The organism is Streptomyces sp. NPDC090022 (assembly GCF_044748145.1).
Taxonomy (GTDB): domain Bacteria; phylum Actinomycetota; class Actinomycetes; order Streptomycetales; family Streptomycetaceae; genus Streptomyces.
The window spans coordinates 79,070-95,760 of sequence record NZ_JBIVFN010000010.1 but is presented as its reverse complement, the minus strand read 5'-3'; the positions used below and the strand labels follow the sequence as shown (position 1 = coordinate 95,760).

General features: G+C 75.3%; 16 protein-coding genes. 10 read left to right on the top strand and 6 right to left on the bottom strand.

All coding sequences use genetic code 11. The features are described from left to right. Window positions 1-56: 56 nt before the first annotated feature. Window positions 57-746 carry a DUF6882 domain-containing protein gene (locus ACIPXB_RS19705; RefSeq protein ID WP_401451454.1) on the top strand — a complete coding sequence of 230 codons (690 nt, stop codon included), beginning with the start codon at window positions 57-59 and terminating at the stop codon, window positions 744-746. Between the two features lie 107 nt (window positions 747-853). On the opposite strand, the gene ACIPXB_RS19700 is transcribed toward ACIPXB_RS19705, so the two are convergent. Then, complete coding sequence (locus ACIPXB_RS19700; RefSeq protein ID WP_401451451.1) at window positions 854-3,853, bottom strand: AfsR/SARP family transcriptional regulator; 3,000 nt, start codon at window positions 3,851-3,853, stop codon at window positions 854-856. A 106-nt stretch (window positions 3,854-3,959) separates the two neighbouring features. On the opposite strand from ACIPXB_RS19700, the gene ACIPXB_RS19695 reads away from it, so the two are divergent. The 8 genes from ACIPXB_RS19695 to ACIPXB_RS19660 all read left to right on the top strand — a co-directional run bounded on the left by ACIPXB_RS19695 (window position 3,960) and on the right by ACIPXB_RS19660 (window position 10,483). Next, the gene (locus ACIPXB_RS19695) at window positions 3,960-4,181 is read left to right on the top strand and encodes a hypothetical protein (RefSeq protein WP_401451448.1); all 222 of its coding nucleotides are present in this window, start codon (window positions 3,960-3,962) and stop codon (window positions 4,179-4,181) included. A 297-nt stretch (window positions 4,182-4,478) separates the two neighbouring features. Further along, window positions 4,479-5,027: a MauE/DoxX family redox-associated membrane protein gene (locus tag ACIPXB_RS19690; protein WP_401451446.1), complete on the top strand. Its 549-nt coding sequence runs from the start codon at window positions 4,479-4,481 to the stop codon at window positions 5,025-5,027. 14 nt (window positions 5,028-5,041) lie between these two features. Further along, a complete protein-coding gene (locus ACIPXB_RS19685; protein ID WP_401451444.1) occupies window positions 5,042-5,614 on the top strand; it encodes a hypothetical protein in 573 nt (190 codons plus the stop codon). Next, on the top strand, window positions 5,611-7,746 hold the full coding sequence (locus ACIPXB_RS19680) for an ABC transporter ATP-binding protein (RefSeq protein WP_401451442.1): 2,136 nt from the start codon (window positions 5,611-5,613) through the stop codon (window positions 7,744-7,746). Before ACIPXB_RS19685 ends, ACIPXB_RS19680 begins: the two co-directional genes overlap by 4 nt. Continuing rightward, the gene (locus ACIPXB_RS19675) at window positions 7,743-8,243 is read left to right on the top strand and encodes a S26 family signal peptidase (protein ID WP_401451439.1); all 501 of its coding nucleotides are present in this window, start codon (window positions 7,743-7,745) and stop codon (window positions 8,241-8,243) included. The genes ACIPXB_RS19680 and ACIPXB_RS19675 overlap by 4 nt, the downstream gene beginning before the upstream one ends. A 46-nt stretch (window positions 8,244-8,289) precedes the next feature. After that, the gene (locus ACIPXB_RS19670) at window positions 8,290-9,567 is read left to right on the top strand and encodes a hypothetical protein (RefSeq protein ID WP_401451436.1); all 1,278 of its coding nucleotides are present in this window, start codon (window positions 8,290-8,292) and stop codon (window positions 9,565-9,567) included. Window positions 9,568-9,782: 215 nt separating this feature from the next. Then, window positions 9,783-10,259, top strand: coding sequence for an SRPBCC domain-containing protein (locus tag ACIPXB_RS19665; protein WP_401451433.1), 477 nt, complete (start codon window positions 9,783-9,785; stop codon window positions 10,257-10,259). Beyond that, complete coding sequence (locus ACIPXB_RS19660) at window positions 10,256-10,483, top strand: hypothetical protein (RefSeq protein WP_401451430.1); 228 nt, start codon at window positions 10,256-10,258, stop codon at window positions 10,481-10,483. The genes ACIPXB_RS19665 and ACIPXB_RS19660 overlap by 4 nt, the downstream gene beginning before the upstream one ends. Before the next feature lie 62 nt (window positions 10,484-10,545). Here ACIPXB_RS19660 and ACIPXB_RS19655 read toward each other — a convergent pair whose 3' ends face one another. From ACIPXB_RS19655 to ACIPXB_RS19635, 5 genes are all read right to left on the bottom strand, one after another. After that, window positions 10,546-11,139, bottom strand: coding sequence for a DUF4232 domain-containing protein (locus ACIPXB_RS19655; RefSeq protein ID WP_401451427.1), 594 nt, complete (start codon window positions 11,137-11,139; stop codon window positions 10,546-10,548). Between the two features lie 87 nt (window positions 11,140-11,226). Then, window positions 11,227-12,594, bottom strand: coding sequence for a radical SAM protein (locus ACIPXB_RS19650; RefSeq protein WP_401451424.1), 1,368 nt, complete (start codon window positions 12,592-12,594; stop codon window positions 11,227-11,229). 56 nt (window positions 12,595-12,650) lie between these two features. Then, window positions 12,651-13,115, bottom strand: a complete 465-nt coding sequence (locus ACIPXB_RS19645) for an SRPBCC family protein (RefSeq protein WP_401451421.1) — start codon at window positions 13,113-13,115, stop codon at window positions 12,651-12,653. Then, window positions 13,103-13,999 carry an RNA polymerase sigma-70 factor gene (locus ACIPXB_RS19640; RefSeq protein ID WP_401451419.1) on the bottom strand — a complete coding sequence of 299 codons (897 nt, stop codon included), beginning with the start codon at window positions 13,997-13,999 and terminating at the stop codon, window positions 13,103-13,105. The genes ACIPXB_RS19645 and ACIPXB_RS19640 overlap by 13 nt, the downstream gene beginning before the upstream one ends. Window positions 14,000-14,150: 151 nt before the next feature. After that, window positions 14,151-14,831 (bottom strand): TetR/AcrR family transcriptional regulator, encoded by a 681-nt coding sequence (locus ACIPXB_RS19635; protein WP_401451417.1) that lies wholly within the window; start codon window positions 14,829-14,831, stop codon window positions 14,151-14,153. Window positions 14,832-14,892: 61 nt separating this feature from the next. On the opposite strand from ACIPXB_RS19635, the gene ACIPXB_RS19630 reads away from it, so the two are divergent. Then, window positions 14,893-16,536: an FAD-binding oxidoreductase gene (locus ACIPXB_RS19630; RefSeq protein WP_401451415.1), complete on the top strand. Its 1,644-nt coding sequence runs from the start codon at window positions 14,893-14,895 to the stop codon at window positions 16,534-16,536. Window positions 16,537-16,691 lie beyond the last annotated feature (155 nt).

The window sequence follows — 16,691 nt, the reverse complement described above, 5'->3', positions numbered from 1 at the left end:
CGGCCGGAGGGGCCCCATGATCACGGCCGGCCGGTCGCGGCGTAGAGTCGGGGACCATGGTGACGCACTTCAGTGAATCGTTCCTGCTCGAGGCGGAGCGGCATGCGGCGTGGGGCGCCGCGCAGCTCGAGACCCTGACCGGCTTCCTCCCCGAGGGCCCCTGGACCGCGGACCTGCCGTCCTGCGTCTACCGGCAGGGGGACCTGGAACTGCGGGTCGCCGTCCTGGGCACGTACGACATGGACGAGCGGTCCTGGATGTGGGGCTGGGCCAATCCCGGCCTGCGCGGCACCGAGGTCGTCGCCCTGGCGGAGCGGGCCGAGCGGTACGGACGGGCGCACGGGATCGTCGAGCTCACCGAGGAGGTGCTCGACCTGTCCGGCTTCGACGACCCGCGCCGGGCGGCGGAGACGCTGGCCTTCACGGGGATGGGCGTGACCGGCGCCCCGGGCTACATCGGCGTTCCGGCGGGCCCGGCCACCCAGGTCTACTTCCTGCCCGACGATCCGCAGGTGCCCCGCGCCGCCCTCGACCCGGTCGCGCTCCCGCGCACCCTCATCACCGCCGCCGGCCTGATCGGCCGCTCGCCCCGGCGCGTCGTGACGGGCTACTTCGACCACCACGGCCTCCCGCAGCGCGAGGACGAGCACCGCGTCACGGCCGCCCTCCCCGACGGCAACGCGGCCGAGGTCGACTTCGACTCCCTGGGGCGTATCGCGTCCGTCCGTCTGACGGGGCTGTCCTGACGGGGCTGTTCTGACGGGAGATCCTCTGACGGGAGATCCTCTGACGGGAGATCCTCTGACGGGGGATCTCCCGAAGCCTCCTGGCGCGGGGTCAGGAGGACGCGGGGTCAGGAGGACGTGCGGGTCGCCTTGTCCTGGAGGCGGCGGGCATCCTCGGCGCGGTGCTGCGCCCGGTACAGGTCGGCGGCCCGGCGCCAGTTGCGACGGGCCTCCTCGGGCCGGTCCAGGGCCAAGTGGACGTCGCCGAGGTTGTCGAGGGTGTTGGCCTCCTCGTAGAGGTTGCCGAGGTCGTGGAAGAGGGCCAGGGCCCGCCCGTAGTACGCCAGAGCCTCGTCGTCCCGCCCCGCCGCGTGCGCGATGAACCCCAGGCTGTCGAGCGTGCAGGCCTCCCCGTCGCGGAAGCCCTGCCGCCGGTGGATCTCCAGGCCTTCCTCGCAGCGGGCCAGCGCCTCCTCGTGGTCGCCGAGCCGGGCCTCGTACCAGCCCACGGCGTTGAGCGCGTTCGCCAGCGCCAGCGGATCGTCGCCCAGGCGCTGGAGCCGCAGGACGTGCCGGACGTGCGTCAGGGCCTGCCGGTCGTCGCCCCGGCGGCCCCACGACCAGGCGATCACGTCGTGGATGCGTGCCTGCTCGCCGGTGTCGCCGGCCTCCTCCGCGGCCGCCAGGGCCAGCCCGGCGTGGTCGACGGCGCCGTCGTGGTCGCCGGAGCGGGCACAGGCGTGCGCCAGCCGCCGGTGCGCCCAGGCGCGTACGAAGGCGTCGCCGAGCCGCTCGGCCGCCGCCAGCCCCGTGCGCCACAGGGCCATGTGGTCGTGGAGCCGCCCCTGCCGCCACAGGAACCCGTCCAGGACCCGGGCCAGCTGCCACACCAGGGTGTCCCACCCCTGCCGCTCGGCCAGCCGCTGCGCCCCGTGCACGCACGCGTGCTCGGCGCGGAACCAGGCCATGACGGCGTCCTGGTCGCCCACCGGCTGGGGCTCGGCCCCCTCCGCGGGCGCCGGCAGCTCCAGCCTGTGGTGCTGGAACGGACCGAGGATCAGGTCACCGGCGTAGGCGGTGTGCAGGTAGAAGTCCAGGACGCGGCGCAGCGCCCGCTCGCGCGACACCCGGGCCTGGTCCTCGTCGGCGCGCTCGGCGGCGTACAGCCGGATCAGGTCGTGCATCCGGTACCGGCCCGGCACGGGCTGCTGCACCAGGTGCACCATCTCCAGCTCGCGCAGCGCCGCCCGGGTCGCGGCCGGCGTACGCCCCAGCAGGCTCCCGGCGGCCGCCAGCCCGATCTCCGGGCCGGGCACCGCCGCCCCGAGGAGCCGGAAGACCTCCGCGGCCACGGCGGACAGCGCGCGGTACGACACCCGGCAGATCGCCCGTACGTTCGCCGACAGGTCACCGGCGTCGAGCGCGTCCAACCGGGCCGACCGGTCCTGGAGTTCCTCGGCGAGCGCCGCGAGCGGGAAGCCGTCCCCGGCAGCCGCACGGGCCCCCACGACGCTGATGGCCAGCGGCAGCCCCGCGCAGTGCTCCAGCACGGTGGCGACGGCCTCGGGCTCGGCGGCCAGCCGCTCGTCGCCCAGGTGCCGGCCCAGCAGGTCCCGCGCCTCGGACGAGGTCAGCACATCCAGCGGAATCAGGTGCGCCCCCTGGGTGGCGGCGAGCCCGGTCAGCCGGTGCCGGCTGGTGACCAGGACCGCGCAGTCGGCGCTGCCGGGCAGCAGCGGGGTCACCTGCTCGGCGTCCGCGGCGTTGTCCAGCACGATCAGCATCCGCCGGCCGGCGACCAGACTGCGGTACAGGCCGGCCAGCGCCTGCTGGTCCGCCGGCACCGAACCCGGGTCCAGGCCGAGCGCGTCGAGGAGGACCCGGACGGCCGCGGCGGGCGCCAGCGGTTCCTCCGACGGTGAGAAGCCGCGCAGGTCGACGTAGAGCTGCCCGTCGGGGAACCGGTCCGTGTTCCGGTGCGCCCAGTGCACGGCGAGCGAGGTCTTCCCGATGCCGCCGCTGCCGCTGACGACGCACACCGGTACCGCCGCGCCGGGCCGCGCGGCTCCGGCCACGGTCTTGTCGAGCTCGGCCAGGGCGCGCTCACGTCCGGTGAACCACCGTGGTGCGGCGGGAAGTTGCCGCGGCACGGTGTGCTCCGGGGACGCGGGGGAGCGGGGGGCGGGGAGCACGGCCCCCGCCGCTCCCGGGTCGGCGGCGTCGGGCGCGCCGGTGCCTGTGTCAGGCGTGCCGGTGCCGGGCAGCGTGGTCGATTCGCCCGGCGCGCCGATCGCCGGGTCGTTGGCGAGGACCTGCCGGTGCAGGCGGCGCAGCGCGGGTCCCGGGTCGCTGCCCAACTCCTCGGCCAGCGCCCGCCGTACCCGCTCGAAACAGCGCAGCGCGTCGGCGGCCCGCCCGCTGCGGTACAGCGCCAGTACGTACTGGGCGGCCAGGCGCTCGTCCAGCGGATGCGCCTCGTGCCCGGCGGCCAGCTCGGTCACGAGCGCGGCATGGTGCCCGAGGCGCAGCTCCACATCGGCGCGCTCGAGCCGGCAGGCGTGCAGCTCCCCGAGGAGCGACTCGCGCAGCGAGTTGAACCACGGGGTGTCCGCGCCCGCGAACGGCTCGCCGCGCCACAGGCCGAGGGCACTCCCGTACAGCCCGGCGGCCCGGTCGTCGTCCGCGTCGCGCGCCCGTGCGACCAGCCGGCGGAACCGGTGGACGTCCACCGCGTCGGGGCCCGCGAGCAGGACGTATCCGCCGGGGCGGCGCTCCAGCACCGCAGGGGCACCGTCGGAGTCGGAGTCGGAGTCGGCGTCGGTGTCCGGGCCGGTCCCGGCGGGCGGGGGCGCCGTGTCCACGGCCAGGACCTGCCTCAGCCGCGACACGTAGCTGTACAGCGTCGGCCGCACGCGCTGCGGCGTCCGCGCGCCCCACACCCGGTCGATGAGCGCGTCCACCGCCACCGGGTGGCCCAGGTCCACGAGCAGCGCCGCGAGCACGGAGCGCTGCCGGGCCGGGCCCAGGTCCACGGCAGCGCCGTCCCTGTCCGCCCGGACCTCGCCGAGGACACCGAACCCGATCGCCACCGCACCCCTTTCGTCCGCCGGGTCCCAGTCTTGGCGCATACGCCACCACCAGCCAATTCAAGATCCGGCCAAGGTTCGTCCATACCCGGCCGCCCACGATGGCGATGCCTCACGGCACTTGTCACGGCGAACGGAAGGACACCTCATGCGACAGTGGCTCCAGAACATGTCCGACACCCTGGTCGACCGCCTGGTCCCGAGGGCGGAGGCCGCCGCGGCCTCCTGCTGGCCGGAATACCGCTGCGTGCGCGGCAGCGCCGGCGGCGGCTGCGCCTCCACCGGTTACGAGTGGTGGCAGGTACGCACGTGCTGCTCCGACGGCAGCTGCACCGCCTACCGCTTCCACAGCTGTGCCGACTGCCGCTGACCGGAAGCACTGAACCGGCGGGCTGAGCACGGGAACCACGGGCCGGACTCCGGACGTACGGGGGACACGGGGAACACGGGGGACATCGGGGGAGCACGGGGGAATCCGGCGGGGTGCGGGCCACCGCACCCCGCTGCCGTGCCCCGTGCCGTCCCGTACGCGCCGCAGGCGCCGTACGCCGCTCCCTCCGCTCACCCCTCCCCCCCCGGCGCCCCGTTCCCGCTGTCCCGCGATCTCCGCCGCCCCGCTGTTCCCGCCGCACGCCGCCACCCGCAACACCCGAGGAGAGCGCACACCATGGATGCCGCGACCGCCTGGGAGACCACCGCGTGGGGCAGCCGCGGCTGCCTGCTGCTCGTGTTCGCGCTGTCCGTCCACGGAAAGGTGCGCAGCCGCCGGGCGTTCGAGGAGTTCACCGACTCGGTGCGCACCCTCGCCCCGGCCTTCGCCGGCCGTGCCCGGCCGGCCGCCGCCCTCGTCGTCGCCGCCGAGGCGGTGGCCGCGACCGCACTCGCGGTACCCGGGTCCGGTGCCCTCGGGCTCGCCCTCGGTGCCGTACTCCTCGCCGCGTTCACCGTGGTCGTCGCCGCCGCGCTGCGGGCCGGAACCGGCGCGGCCTGCCGCTGTTTCGGCCGGTCCTCGACGCCGCTGAGCCGCGTCCACCTCGTGCGCAACGCTGTCCTGTTCGCCGTCGCCGGATACGGCCTCGCCGCCACGGTCCTCGCCGGGCCGGGGACCGGGGCCCCGGCCGCCGCCGTCGTGCCGGCCCTGGGCGCGGGCGCGGTCCTGGGCCTGCCGGCCGCCGTACTCGACGATCTCGTCGGCCTTTTCCGGCCGCTGTCCTGAAGGGAATTCCCACCGTGAGCTACCTCGCCGCGGGCGTCGCCGCAGTCGGCGTCCTGTGCCTGCTCAACCTGGTCTTCGCGCTGGGTGTCATCCGGCGGCTGCGCGAACACTCCGAACAGCTCGCACGGCTCGCACGGCTGGACCGGACCGGGTCCGGTTCACCGGACCACGCCGTCCTCCCGGCCGGTGCGATGGTCGGGTCGTTCCGTACGGAGGCGACGGGCCGCGGTCCGCTCACCGAGGAGGACCTGGCCGACGACACCCTCGTCGCGTTCTTCTCGCCCACCTGCAAGCCCTGTCAGGAGAAGCTCCCCGGATTCGTGGCGGGACTCGCCGACCGCCCGCGGGCGGAGCGGGGCCGGGTCCTGGCCGTCGTCGTGGGCGAGGCCCGCGCCTGTGCGCCGATGCTCGCCTCGCTGGCGAGCGTGGTGCCGGCCGTCCGCGAGGACGAGGACGGCCCCGTGGCCACCGCCTTCGCCGTCCGCGCCTTCCCCACGTGCGCGCGCGTCGGCCGGGGGGCCGACGGCAGGCTGGTGGTGACGGAGGCCGACACCTGGCCGCGTTCCGCCCTCCCCGCCGCGGCATGAGTCCGACGATGCCGGACGGGCGGCGCGACACGGGCGGCGCCGGGGAAGCCGGCGTATCCGGCAGGGCCCCCGTATCCGGCGGGGCCCCCGTGGACGGCGCGGACCGCGGACCGGATGCGCGGCCTCCCGCTCACGACGCGAGCGGTACGGCCGGCTCCGCACGCGTCCTGGCCGCCGCGATCCGCCTGGTGCACCGGGCCGCCCCCGCCGGACTCGCCGTCTGCGCCCTGCTCACGGTCGCCGGCGCCGCGGCCCCCGTGGCCGCCGCCTGGCTGCTCAAGACGGTCCTCGACCGCCTCGTAGAGGGCGCGGGCGCAGGTGCCGGTGCCGGCGCAGGCGCGGAGACGGCCACCGGTACCGGACCCGGCCACGGCCCGGTCTCCGCCCCGGCCGCCCCCTCCGATCTCGCCGACCTCGCCCCCCTGGCCCTGCTGCTGGTCGTCTGCGTCGTCTCGGTCGCGGTCGTCCCGCAGCTCCTGCAGTACGTGCGGGCGCAGCTGCGCCGCGCGGTGGGCCTGACGTCCCAGCGTGAACTGCACACCGCCGTCGACCGGTTCGTCGGCCTGCCCCGCTTCGAGGACCCCCGCTTCCTGGACCGGCTGCGCCTCGCCCAGCAGTCCGGCGGCACCGCCCCCCTCGACGCGGCCGACAGCGCCATAGGGATCACCGGCGCCCTGGTGACCCTCACCGGGTTCCTGGGCGCGCTGGCCCTCCTCGGGCCCTGGATGGCGGCGGCCGTCCTGGCCTCCGGCGTTCCGGTGCTGTGCGCCGAACTTGTGCTCAGCCGCCGCCGGGCCGCCATGACCTGGGACGTCGGTCCCGCGGAGCGCCGCGAGCTCTTCTACAGCGCCCTGCTCACCAACCTCCGGGCCGCCAAGGAGATACGGCTCTTCGGCGTGGGCAGCTTCCTGCGCGAGCGGATGATCGCGGAGCGCCGTACGTCCGACACCGCCAAGCAGCGCCTCGACCGGCAGGAACTCCTCGTCCAGGCCGGCCTGGCCCTGCTCTCCGCCCTGGTGGCCGGAGCGGGCCTGCTGTGGGCCGTGGCGTCCGCCCGTTCCGGCCGTGTCACCGTCGGCGACGTCACCATCCTCGTCGCCGCCCTGCCCGCCGTACAGGCCGCCCTCGCCAACCTCGCCCTCGAACTGGCCCGCGCCCACCAGGCCACCTTGATGTTCCGCCACTTCACCGCCGTCACCCAGGCACCGCCCGACCTGCCCGTGCCGGCGCGGCCCCGCCTCGTACCGCCGCTGCGGCACGCCGTGGAGTTCCGCGACGTGTGGTTCCGCTACGGCGCCGGCCACCCCTGGGTGCTGCGCGGCGTCGACCTGGTCATCCCGGCGGGCCGGGCCGTCGGCCTGGTCGGCCTCAACGGGGCCGGGAAGTCCACCCTGGTGAAACTGCTCTGCCGGTTCTACGACCCGACCCGCGGCCGGATCCTCTGGGACGGCGTGGACCTGCGCGAGCTGTCGCCGCAGGAGCTGCGCCGGCGGATCGGCGCGACCTTCCAGGACTACATGGAGTACGACCTCACGGCCCGCGAGAACATCGCGCTGGGCGATCTGTCCGCGCTCGACGACGGCCCCCGCGTCGAACGCGCGGCGCGCCTCGCCGGGGCGCACGGCGCGCTCACCGCGCTGCCGCACGGGTACGACACGCTGCTCAGCCGGATCTTCTTCAGCGAGCGGGACAAGGAGGACGCGACCACCGGCCTGGTGCTGTCGGGCGGCCAGTGGCAGCGCCTGGCGCTGGCCCGTTCGCTCGTACGCGACGACGCCGACCTGCTCGTCCTCGACGAACCCAGCTCCGGCCTGGACCCGGAGGCGGAGCACGCCGTGCACCAACGGCTGCGCGGGCACCGCGCCGGACGCACCGGGCTGCTCATCTCGCACCGCCTCGGCGCCCTGCGCGACGCGGACACGGTCGCCGTGCTGGAGGGCGGCCGGATCACCGAGACGGGCCGCCACCAGGACCTCCTGGCCCACGACGGGGCCTACGCCCGTCTCTTCCGCCTCCAGGCGCGCGGCTACGAGACGTCCGACGGGGCCGGTGCGGGCGACGCCGCCGCCGGGCGGGCCGGTACGGGCGACGCCGCCGCCGGGCCGGACGCGGTCCGGGGGAGGGCCATATGAGCGCCGCCTTCGTACGCCGTCTGCTGCGCGACCGCGTGCTCGCCGTCACCGTGACCGGCGCCAGCATGGAGCCGGCCCTGCACGACGGCGACCGCGTCCTCGTCGTGCGCCGCCGGTTCCGGCGCCTGACGCGGGGGCAGGTCGTCGTCCTGCGGCCGCCGCCCCCGGCCGCCGCCGTCGCGGCCGGCCGCTCGCCCGGCCCGCCGCCGGTGCGGCCGTACCGGGACGGCGGGGTACTGGTGCTGCGTCAGCCGCCGCCCGGGCCCGGGGGGCTGGTCGTCAAGCGGATCGCGGCCGCCCCCGGCGACCCCGTTCCGGCGCCGCTGGCCGCCCGCCTGGGGCCCACCGTGCCGGCGGGCCGGTTCCTGGTCCTGGGCGACAACCCGGCCCGCAGTCTGGACTCACGCCACTTCGGATTCGTCCCCCGCGACCGGCTCGTGGGCGTGGTGATCCGGCCCCTGCGCACCCCCATCACCGCGGCCGGGAAGGGGGAGTGACCGCCGCGAGGCGGCAACCCGTCCATCGGGTGAGTACCTTCTGCACATGCACATCAACTGGACCGGCCCGGAGCAGCGGGGGCACGTTCTTCTCATAGCGGGTGATGCCGCCGTACGGCGCCGCGCCGTTCAGGTCGCGCCGAGCGCGAACCTGGCCGCGATCGGCGTCGTACCGGCGTGGGTGCTCCTGGGCAGCCAGGTCCCGAGCGACACCACCTACCTCGACGGGGCGCGCGACCCGAACACGGTGCTGATGCGGCTGCGTGCCGCCGCCGCGACGTCCGGCCCGCTGCTGGTGTACCTGACGGGCCGGCTCACCCTCGACCGGCGCGGGCGCGACCTCCACCTGGCGCTCACGGGCACGACGGCGTCCACGGTCCGCTACACGGCGCTGCCCTGGGAGTGGCTGGAGACCGAACTGCGCCACCGCCCCGCCGGGCTGACGACGGTGGTCCTCGACCTCGTCGCCGACAAGGCGGCGTGGCCGGTGCTCCAGGAACGCGGCGGCCTGCCGCCGTTGCCGCCCGCCGACGTGTACGGGGTCGTCGTGCCGCCGGCGTTCACCGGCGGTGCGGAGCTGGTCAGCTCGTACACCCGGCACTGGATCGACCAGCTGCACCGCAGCCCCAGCCGTCCCACCAACGTGCAGCTGCACGCCTTCTCGGCCGCGGCGGCCGCGCTGCCGCCGGGCACCCTGACCCTCCCCGCCACCCGCGAACTGAGCGCCCCGGCCGCTGCCGACGCCCGTCGACACGCCCCGCAGCACCCCCACCCGTACGCGCACCAGCCCGCCCAGGCGGCCGAGCAACCGGTACGCGCCGCGCACCCCACCGCCTCCCCGGCCGAGCCCGCCGCGCCGCCCGCGGGACCGCCCGTGCCGCCGGGCAGGCCGGGGGAGGACCCGCGGCCGTACATCCACGCCCTGGCCTCCCGCGGCCGGCACCTGGAGGCGGCCACGCTCGCGCAGGCCTGGGAGCAGCACGTCCTGCAGACGCACGGCGCCACCTCGCCGGAGGCCACCCACTGGGCCGAGATCCGCGCCGATCTGGCCCGGATGGCCGGCAACTACGTGCTCGCGACCCAGCTGTGGATCGGCGCCGGACGGACCCGTCTGACGCTCCAGCACCCGGACGCGCCGGAGGTGCTGGCCGCCGCGGCCGGCGCCCTGTACTGCTGGACCCAGCTCAAGGACGCGGCCGCCGCCCGTGAGGCCGGCCCCGAGCTCGTCCGGCTGCTGCGCGCCCTGCCCTCCCTCGAGCCCCGGCTGCTCCGTCTGACCCAGCAGCGCCTGGAGGCCCTGAACGGCGCCCCGAGCCACCGCTGAGCCGCAGCCGAGGTCCGGCTCCCGGCGGCCTGAGGCATGTCCGGCCGGCGCCCGGTCCCGGCCGGGCTGGTCACCACGGTCCGGCAGGGGCGGGAGGAGCTGCACCACCTCGACGCCGCCCCGATCAACGCCATCGCCGAACGATGGATCAGCCGGTTCGACCGTGGCCGCGTGAACGCCCTCGCGGACCTCGAGCGAGCTCTGGAGCAACCCCCATGGACAGCACCACGTTTCTCTCCACGACGTACATCCGCACCACCCCCGAGCGGCTCTGGCAGGCCCTGACCGACCCGGCCTTCACCGACCGCTACTGGGGCGTCACCTTCGAGAACGACTGGGCGAAGGGCTCCCCGCTCGTCTGGAAGCAGGGCGGAGTCACCATCGCCCACCCCGAGCAGGTCGTCCTCGTCTGCGACCCGTACCGCCGGCTCTCGTACACCTGGCACACCTTCACCGAGGAATGGGCCGGGGCGGTCGGCGTCGACGAGGACGTGCGGGCGCGGCTCGCGGCCGAACGCCGCTCGACGGTCACCTTCGACAGACCGGCGAGCCCCTGCCGGACCCCGGGCAGCCCGCCGGGGAGCGCCGAGCCGGGCAGGGCTGACCCGACACGACCGGCGGACACCGTCACGCGCGCACGGCGCGGTGGGTGGACGAGACGTGGGCCCAGTGGCGAAGCTGCTGCACTATGACCGAAGCCAACGCCGGAGGAACCATGTCGCACGTGGTGGTGTCACCGGTGCACCGGGGCAGCCCGCCCTTCCGGATCGTCCTGATCGGCGGGGAGATGGTGGGGCGCGCGCACGACCTGATCGACGTGTACCGCCTCGTCAGGGCCGCCGGCATCGACCACCCCGACCTCGACGACCCGGCCGTCATCCGCTGGGAGGGCGGCGACAAGTTCACCTGGCACTGAGCCGGGTACGGGCGGTCGGGCTCGCGGTCGGGCTCGCGGTCGGGCTCGTGCCCGCGACCGGTTCAGGAGACCGCGCGGAACGCGGTGGCGCGCACGCTGTCGCCGCACAGCGCGAACTCGCCGCCGTCGTCGGGCGCCAGCTGGAGCATGCCGCCGGCGACGCCCACCACCATCGAGGGAGCGACGAACGGGTCGCCCCCGGCGGCGCAGTAGCCGTCGGCCTCACCGAGGACCGGGGCGAACGTGACGACGGTCTGCGCGGCGCCGCCGACGGGCAGCTGCACCGCACGCGCGGTGCCCTGACGGTTGACGCGCAGGGGTTTGTTCCGGTCGGGCGAGCCCTGGCCCGCGAGGGCGATCGTCGGGTGGCCCTTCAGGACGCAGGGCCGGGGCCCCTCGTTGAGGACGGTGATCCGTATCCCGGCCGGGCCCAGCCGCTCGGCGCTGTTCGCCACGAGCCGGCTGCTGCGGCACGGGGGCGCGGGCGCCCGGTCGAGGGCGCCGGAGCCGGCAGTCGCTGTCGCTGTCGCAGTGGCGGAGGCGGGGGAGGCGCCGGCCTGTCCCGCCCCGGCCCCGGCCAGCAGACCGCCGGCCAGGGCTGCCGCCGCCACGAGCGCACGGCACCGCGCCGGGCCACGCTGATGTGCTGGGGTCATGGTCTGCTCCCACGGGGAGACGTACCTGCCCTTCCAGCCTGGCACCGTGCCGGGCGCCGTGCGCGTCGGGACCGGTATGCGTGTGCCTCAGGAAGCCGCGCCCTCGGGCTCCTCCTGCCCGTCCAGCCCCTCCAGGCTGTCCATGAACGAGCTGACGGAGAACACCGCGCGGCCCGGACCGGCCGGGCCGTAGCCGGGCGGGGACTTCAGGCCGAACTCCTCCAGCGTCGCCCGGTACGTCTCCAGCAGCCGGATGTGGTACTCCAGCGGAGCCCCGAGCGGGTTGGCCTTGCCCAGCGGCGTCGTCGGCTCCGGGCACCAGGTGGTGAAGCGCGGCACGACCCCGTTCGACATGAAGAACCGCAGCCCCTCGGCGGTCGATTCGATCGCCTCGCCGACCTTCGTGAAGCCGAAGGGCTCGGCCATCTCGATGCCCGCCACGAAGTTGGGGATCACATTGCGCGGGCCGAACACCTCGGTGGAGTCCAGGATCCGGCGGTGCCACTCGTCGCGGCCCACGTACCGCTCCTTGCCCGGGCAGTGGAGCTGGAACAGCCGCCGGTCCCACACCTCGAAGTTGGGGTGGTAGATGCGGATGCCGTAGTCGTGGAACCGCTGCACGGCGTCGCGCGGCAGCGCCTGGGCGACGACCTTGCCGATCCAGCGGCCGGGGAAGCGCTCCTCGATGGCCTTGGCGTAGTGCCCGTAGAAATCGGCCTCGTCACGGCCGCCGACCTGCGAGGTGATCGAGCCGCCCGTGAGGGTGTAGGCCCGGGAGGTCCCGGCGGTGTCGTACCGGTCGATGATCTCCAGCGCCTCCAGTACCTCCTCGACCGGCTTCACCCCGGTGTAGGGCCGGCCCGCGGCCTTGTGCTGGCGCCAGTTGTGGTTGATGTCGCAGAACTGGCACTCCTCCTTGGCCCCGAAGTACTGGCACACCCGGAAGACCGTCAGGTAGACGAGGTAGCCCCACTGGATGGTCGGCGCGACCTCCATCACCGACTTGCCGTTCGCGAGCGTGTGCCGGTAGTACTCCGGCATCGGCGGCAGGCCGACGTCCGCGATCCGCGCACCGTCCAGGTACAGGCCGAGCACACCGTCCTCGTCGCCGCGCACCACGTAGGGGGAGTCCGGGTTGACCCGTACGGACACGACGGTCCGGCGCAGGTCGTACGGGCCGCCGGTGAGCACGATCTCCTCCGGGGGCCGGTTGAGCGCGGCGGCGCCGAGCTCCGGCAGCGTGCGGTGGTCGAAGGAGAAGATGAAGTACGACTTCGGCTTCACGTCGCCCGACGCCCCGTCGGCACCGCCGCTGAGCGCGGACTCGTGGAAGGCCATGCCGCCCCGCAGGAGGTCCTCCTTGATGACGGCTTCCCGGGGCACCTGGGGGAAACGTCCCATCAGGTCCTCGATCAGGGCCGTACGACTGAGGCTCTCCGCGCGCTGATTGCTCATCCCCCCATGCTAGGCGCCGCCTCCGTGGCGGACGGCGCCGCCCCGGCCCCCTGCCGTCAGCCCCGGCCGTGACCGGGGCGCCGGGCCAGCTCGGTGTCGGCCGCGTCGAGGATCCCGCGGAACGTCCGGGTGATGAGCGGCCGGGCCAGGTGCCGGGTGAGGAAGGCGCCGACCAGCGGGACGCTGATCTGGGCCCGGGTGGTCCAGCGCACGTGCGTACCGCCGTCGACCTCCGTGAACGTCATGCGGCCGAGTTCGTGCCGCGCCGGCGGCAGGCTGCGCTCGACGACGTACTCGGTGGCGTGCGGCGCGTCGTAGTGGGTGATGCGTTCGCGGAACCATCCGATCAGCCAGAGGTGGCTGCGGACGGCCCCGACCCCGTACGGCGCGCCCTGGCCCCGCCGGGTCAGGCGGCAGCGCAGGATCAGGGGGGAGGCGGTGTAGTTCGTGGTCGTGGTGAGCCAGGCGAACACCTCCTCGACGGGCGCGGCGACGACACGTTCGACGGTCATGGTTTCCACGGCTGGTGACCTCCTCGGTCGAGCGGGAGCACCGCCTCGGCGCGGTGCAGTTTGTCCGGGTTGCGGATGCCGTACAGGGTGCTGACGCGTCCGTCGCGGATCTCGAACGCGACCAGCCAGTCCAGTGCGCCGTCGGTGACGAACCGCGCCGCCGGCATGCCGTTGTACGTGGCGGCCTCGAAGCGGGTCGCCGGGCCGGCGGTGCGCAGCACGCCGGCCACGAAGCGGGCGACCTCGGCGCGGCCGGTGAGGGGGCGGCGGGCGGCGACGACCTTTCCGCCGCCGTCGGAGACCTGCACGACGTCGGGCGCCAGCAGGTCCATCAGCGTCTGCACCTCGCCCGTCGCCGCCGCGGCCAGGAAGCGCCGGACGATCTCGCGCGCCGCGTCGCTGTCCGCGTCGAAGCGGCGCCGGCGCGCGTGCACGTGCCGGCGGGCGCGGTGGGCGATCTGCCGGACCGTGCCCTCGGTCTTGCCGACCGAGGCGGCGATCTCGGGGTGCGTGTAGCCGAACACGTCGTGCAGCACGAACACCGCGCGCTCGGTCGGGCTCAGCGTCTCCAGGACGAGGAGCATGGCCATCGACACCGACTCGGCGAGGATCACGTCGTCGCTCACCTCCGGCGCCGTGCGGATCGGCTCCGGCAGCCAGGCGCCCACGTACTCCTCGCGCCGGGCCTTCGCGGCCCGCAGGTGGTTGAGGGCCTGCCGGGTGACCGTGCGGACCAGATAGGCGCGCGGATGCGCGACCGTGGCCGGGTCGACCGCGCGCCATCGCAGGTAGCTCTCCTGCAGCACGTCCTCGGCGTCGGTGGCGCTGCCCAGCATCTCGTAGGCGATGGTGAACAGCAGCGCACGGTGTTCGGTGAACGCGTCCTCGGCCACGGCCCGGTCTCCTCTCCCTGGGACGCCCATCGAGACACGCCGGCCCGCCGTACCGTGACACTTCCCGGGTGTGATGTGGATCACCGGGCGAACCCGTGCGGGGGCCGACCGTCTCCGGGCGGCGGTTCCGGCGGGACTTCGGCGACGGGGTCTAGGACGGCGTGGTCCGGATCGCCGTCAGGAGGCGGGCGCAGCGGGCGCTCATGTCCCGGGCCGACTGGTCGGGGTGGGCGATCCACCAGCCCATCAGGGCGCTGACGGTGCCCGTCCACACGTGTTTGAGGGCGTCGGCGTCGAGCGGGTCCGCGTTGCCGCGGTCGTGGAGCAGCGCCGCGGTGCCCGACGCGGCGAGTGTGTCGACGGCCTCGCGGTGCCGCTGGGCGGCGGCGCGCACGGCGGAGCCGGGCGGCAGGGACCGGTCGTACAGGACGAACCAGGCGTACCGCTGTTCCTCGAGCGCGGTGAAGAGGCCCGTGAGCACGGCGTGGGGCAGCCGTGCGCCGGGGGAGTCCGGCGGGCCTGCGGACATGGCCGCCTCGACCGCCGTGCGGACCCGGGCCGCGACGTCCTCGAGGCAGGCCAGGTAGAGGCCGTCCTTGGAGTCGAAGTAGGCGTAGAGCATCGGCTTCGTCACACCCACCCGCCGGGCGATGGAGGCCATCGACGCGGCGGCGTGGCCGTGCCGGCCGAACTCCTCCATCGCGGCGGCGAGGATCTGTTCCTCGCGTACGGCGCGCGGCACGCCCTTCGTCCCCGCCGGCCTGCCCCGCCGCCTCCCCGGGGTGGTGGGGGTGGTGGCGGCTGGTGCGTGCTCGGCGCTTGTGGGGTCCATGGCGAGAACTATACGGTGGAGTAAATTACCAGGCGGTAAATTACCGAGAGGTTATATCGTCATGACCGATCGCACGCCCCGCTCCTCCGCACCGCGCCGCTCCTGGTGGGGCTGGGGCACCGAGGACCGGGCCCTGTCCGACGGCGAGTGCGCCGCCCTCGGGGCGCTGGTCCCCGGGGCGGCCGGCACCCCGCTGCCGGTGCCCGGCATCGGCGCACTGGACCTGCCCGGGGCCCGGGTCGCCCCGCCCGCCTCGCTCGCCCCGCTGATGTCCGACGCCCCACGGGACCGGGCCTCCCACACGTACGGAAAGGCCTACCGCGACGTCGTACGCGCCCTGCACGGCGACCTCGCGGCCGCTCCGGACCAGGTCGCCTTCCCCCGCACCGAACAGGACGTGGTGGACGTCCTGGACTGGGCCGCGGGCGCGGACGTCGCCGTCGTCCCCTACGGCGCGGGCAGTTCGGTGGTCGGCGGCGTCGAGTACCGGGGGGACCGGCGGGGCGGGGTGGTGTCCCTGGACCTCTCCGCCCTCGACCGGGTGCTCGACATCGACACCACGAGCCGGGCGGCCCGGATCCAGGCGGGCGCCCTCGGACCGGACCTCGAGGCCCAGTTGCGGCCGCACGGGCTGACCTTGCGGCACTTCCCGCAGAGCTTCGAGTTCTCCACCCTCGGCGGCTGGCTGGCCACCCGGGCCGGCGGCCACTACGCCACGCTGCTGACGCACATCGACGACCTGACCCAGTCCCTGCGCGTGGTCACCCCGGCCGGGGTCGACGAGTCGCTGCGCGTGCCCGGCTCGGGCGCGGGGCCGTCGCCCGACCGGCTGTTCCTGGGGTCGGAGGGCACGCTCGGAGTGATCACCGAGGCCTGGATGCGGCTCCAGGACCGGCCCCGCCACCGGGCCTCCGCCTCGGTCGTCTTCGAGGACTTCACGGTGGCGGCCGAGGCCGTGCGCGTCATCGCGCAGTCGGGCCTGCACCCGGCCAACTGCCGGCTGCTCGACCCGGGCGAGGCGGCGCTGGCGGGGGTGGCCGGCGGCGGGCGGAGCGTGCTCGTGCTCGGCGTGGAGTCGGCCCACCTGCCCGTCGCCGCGCGGCTCGCCGAACTGGCCGGGCTGGCGCGCGACCACGGCGGCCGCCCGGCCGAGGGGCCGCAGGGCGAGGACCGCCCGGCCGCGGCCGCGTCCGCCGATAGCGCGTCCAGCGATGCCGCCGCCGCTGCCTGGCGTTCGGCGTTCCTGCGCATGCCCTATCTGCGGGACGGGCTCGCGCGGATGAGCGTGATCAGCGAGACCTTCGAGACGGCCTGCACCTGGGACCGCTTCCCCGCCCTGTACGAGGCCGTGCACCGCGACCTGGGCGCGGTGGTGCGCCGGGTCACGGGCGCCCCGGGGATGATCAACTGCCGCTTCACCCACGTCTACCCCGACGGCCCGGCCCCCTACTTCACCGTCATCGCCCCGGCGCGGCGCGGCTCGGAGGTCGCGATGTGGGACGAGATCAAGGCCGAGGCGATGCGGATACTCGGCGAACACGGGGGGACCGTCACCCACCACCACGCCGTCGGCCGCGACCACCGCCCCGGCTACGACGCGCAGCGCCCGGAACCGTTCGCCCTGGCGCTGCGCGCCGCGAAGGACGCGCTCGACCCGGCCGGCATCCTCAACCCCGGAGTGCTCGTGGACGCGGCGCGTCGATGACGGCAACCGTCCCCGAGCCCGCGCCCCGGCCATGACGGAAGCCGTGCCCCGGGCAAGGCCCTGGCCCCGGACAGGGTCCTGGCTCCGGGCGAGGCCCTCGCTCCGGGCCAGGTGCGGGCGCCGGGCGAGGCCCTCGCCCAGCGGTCCCGGCCGTG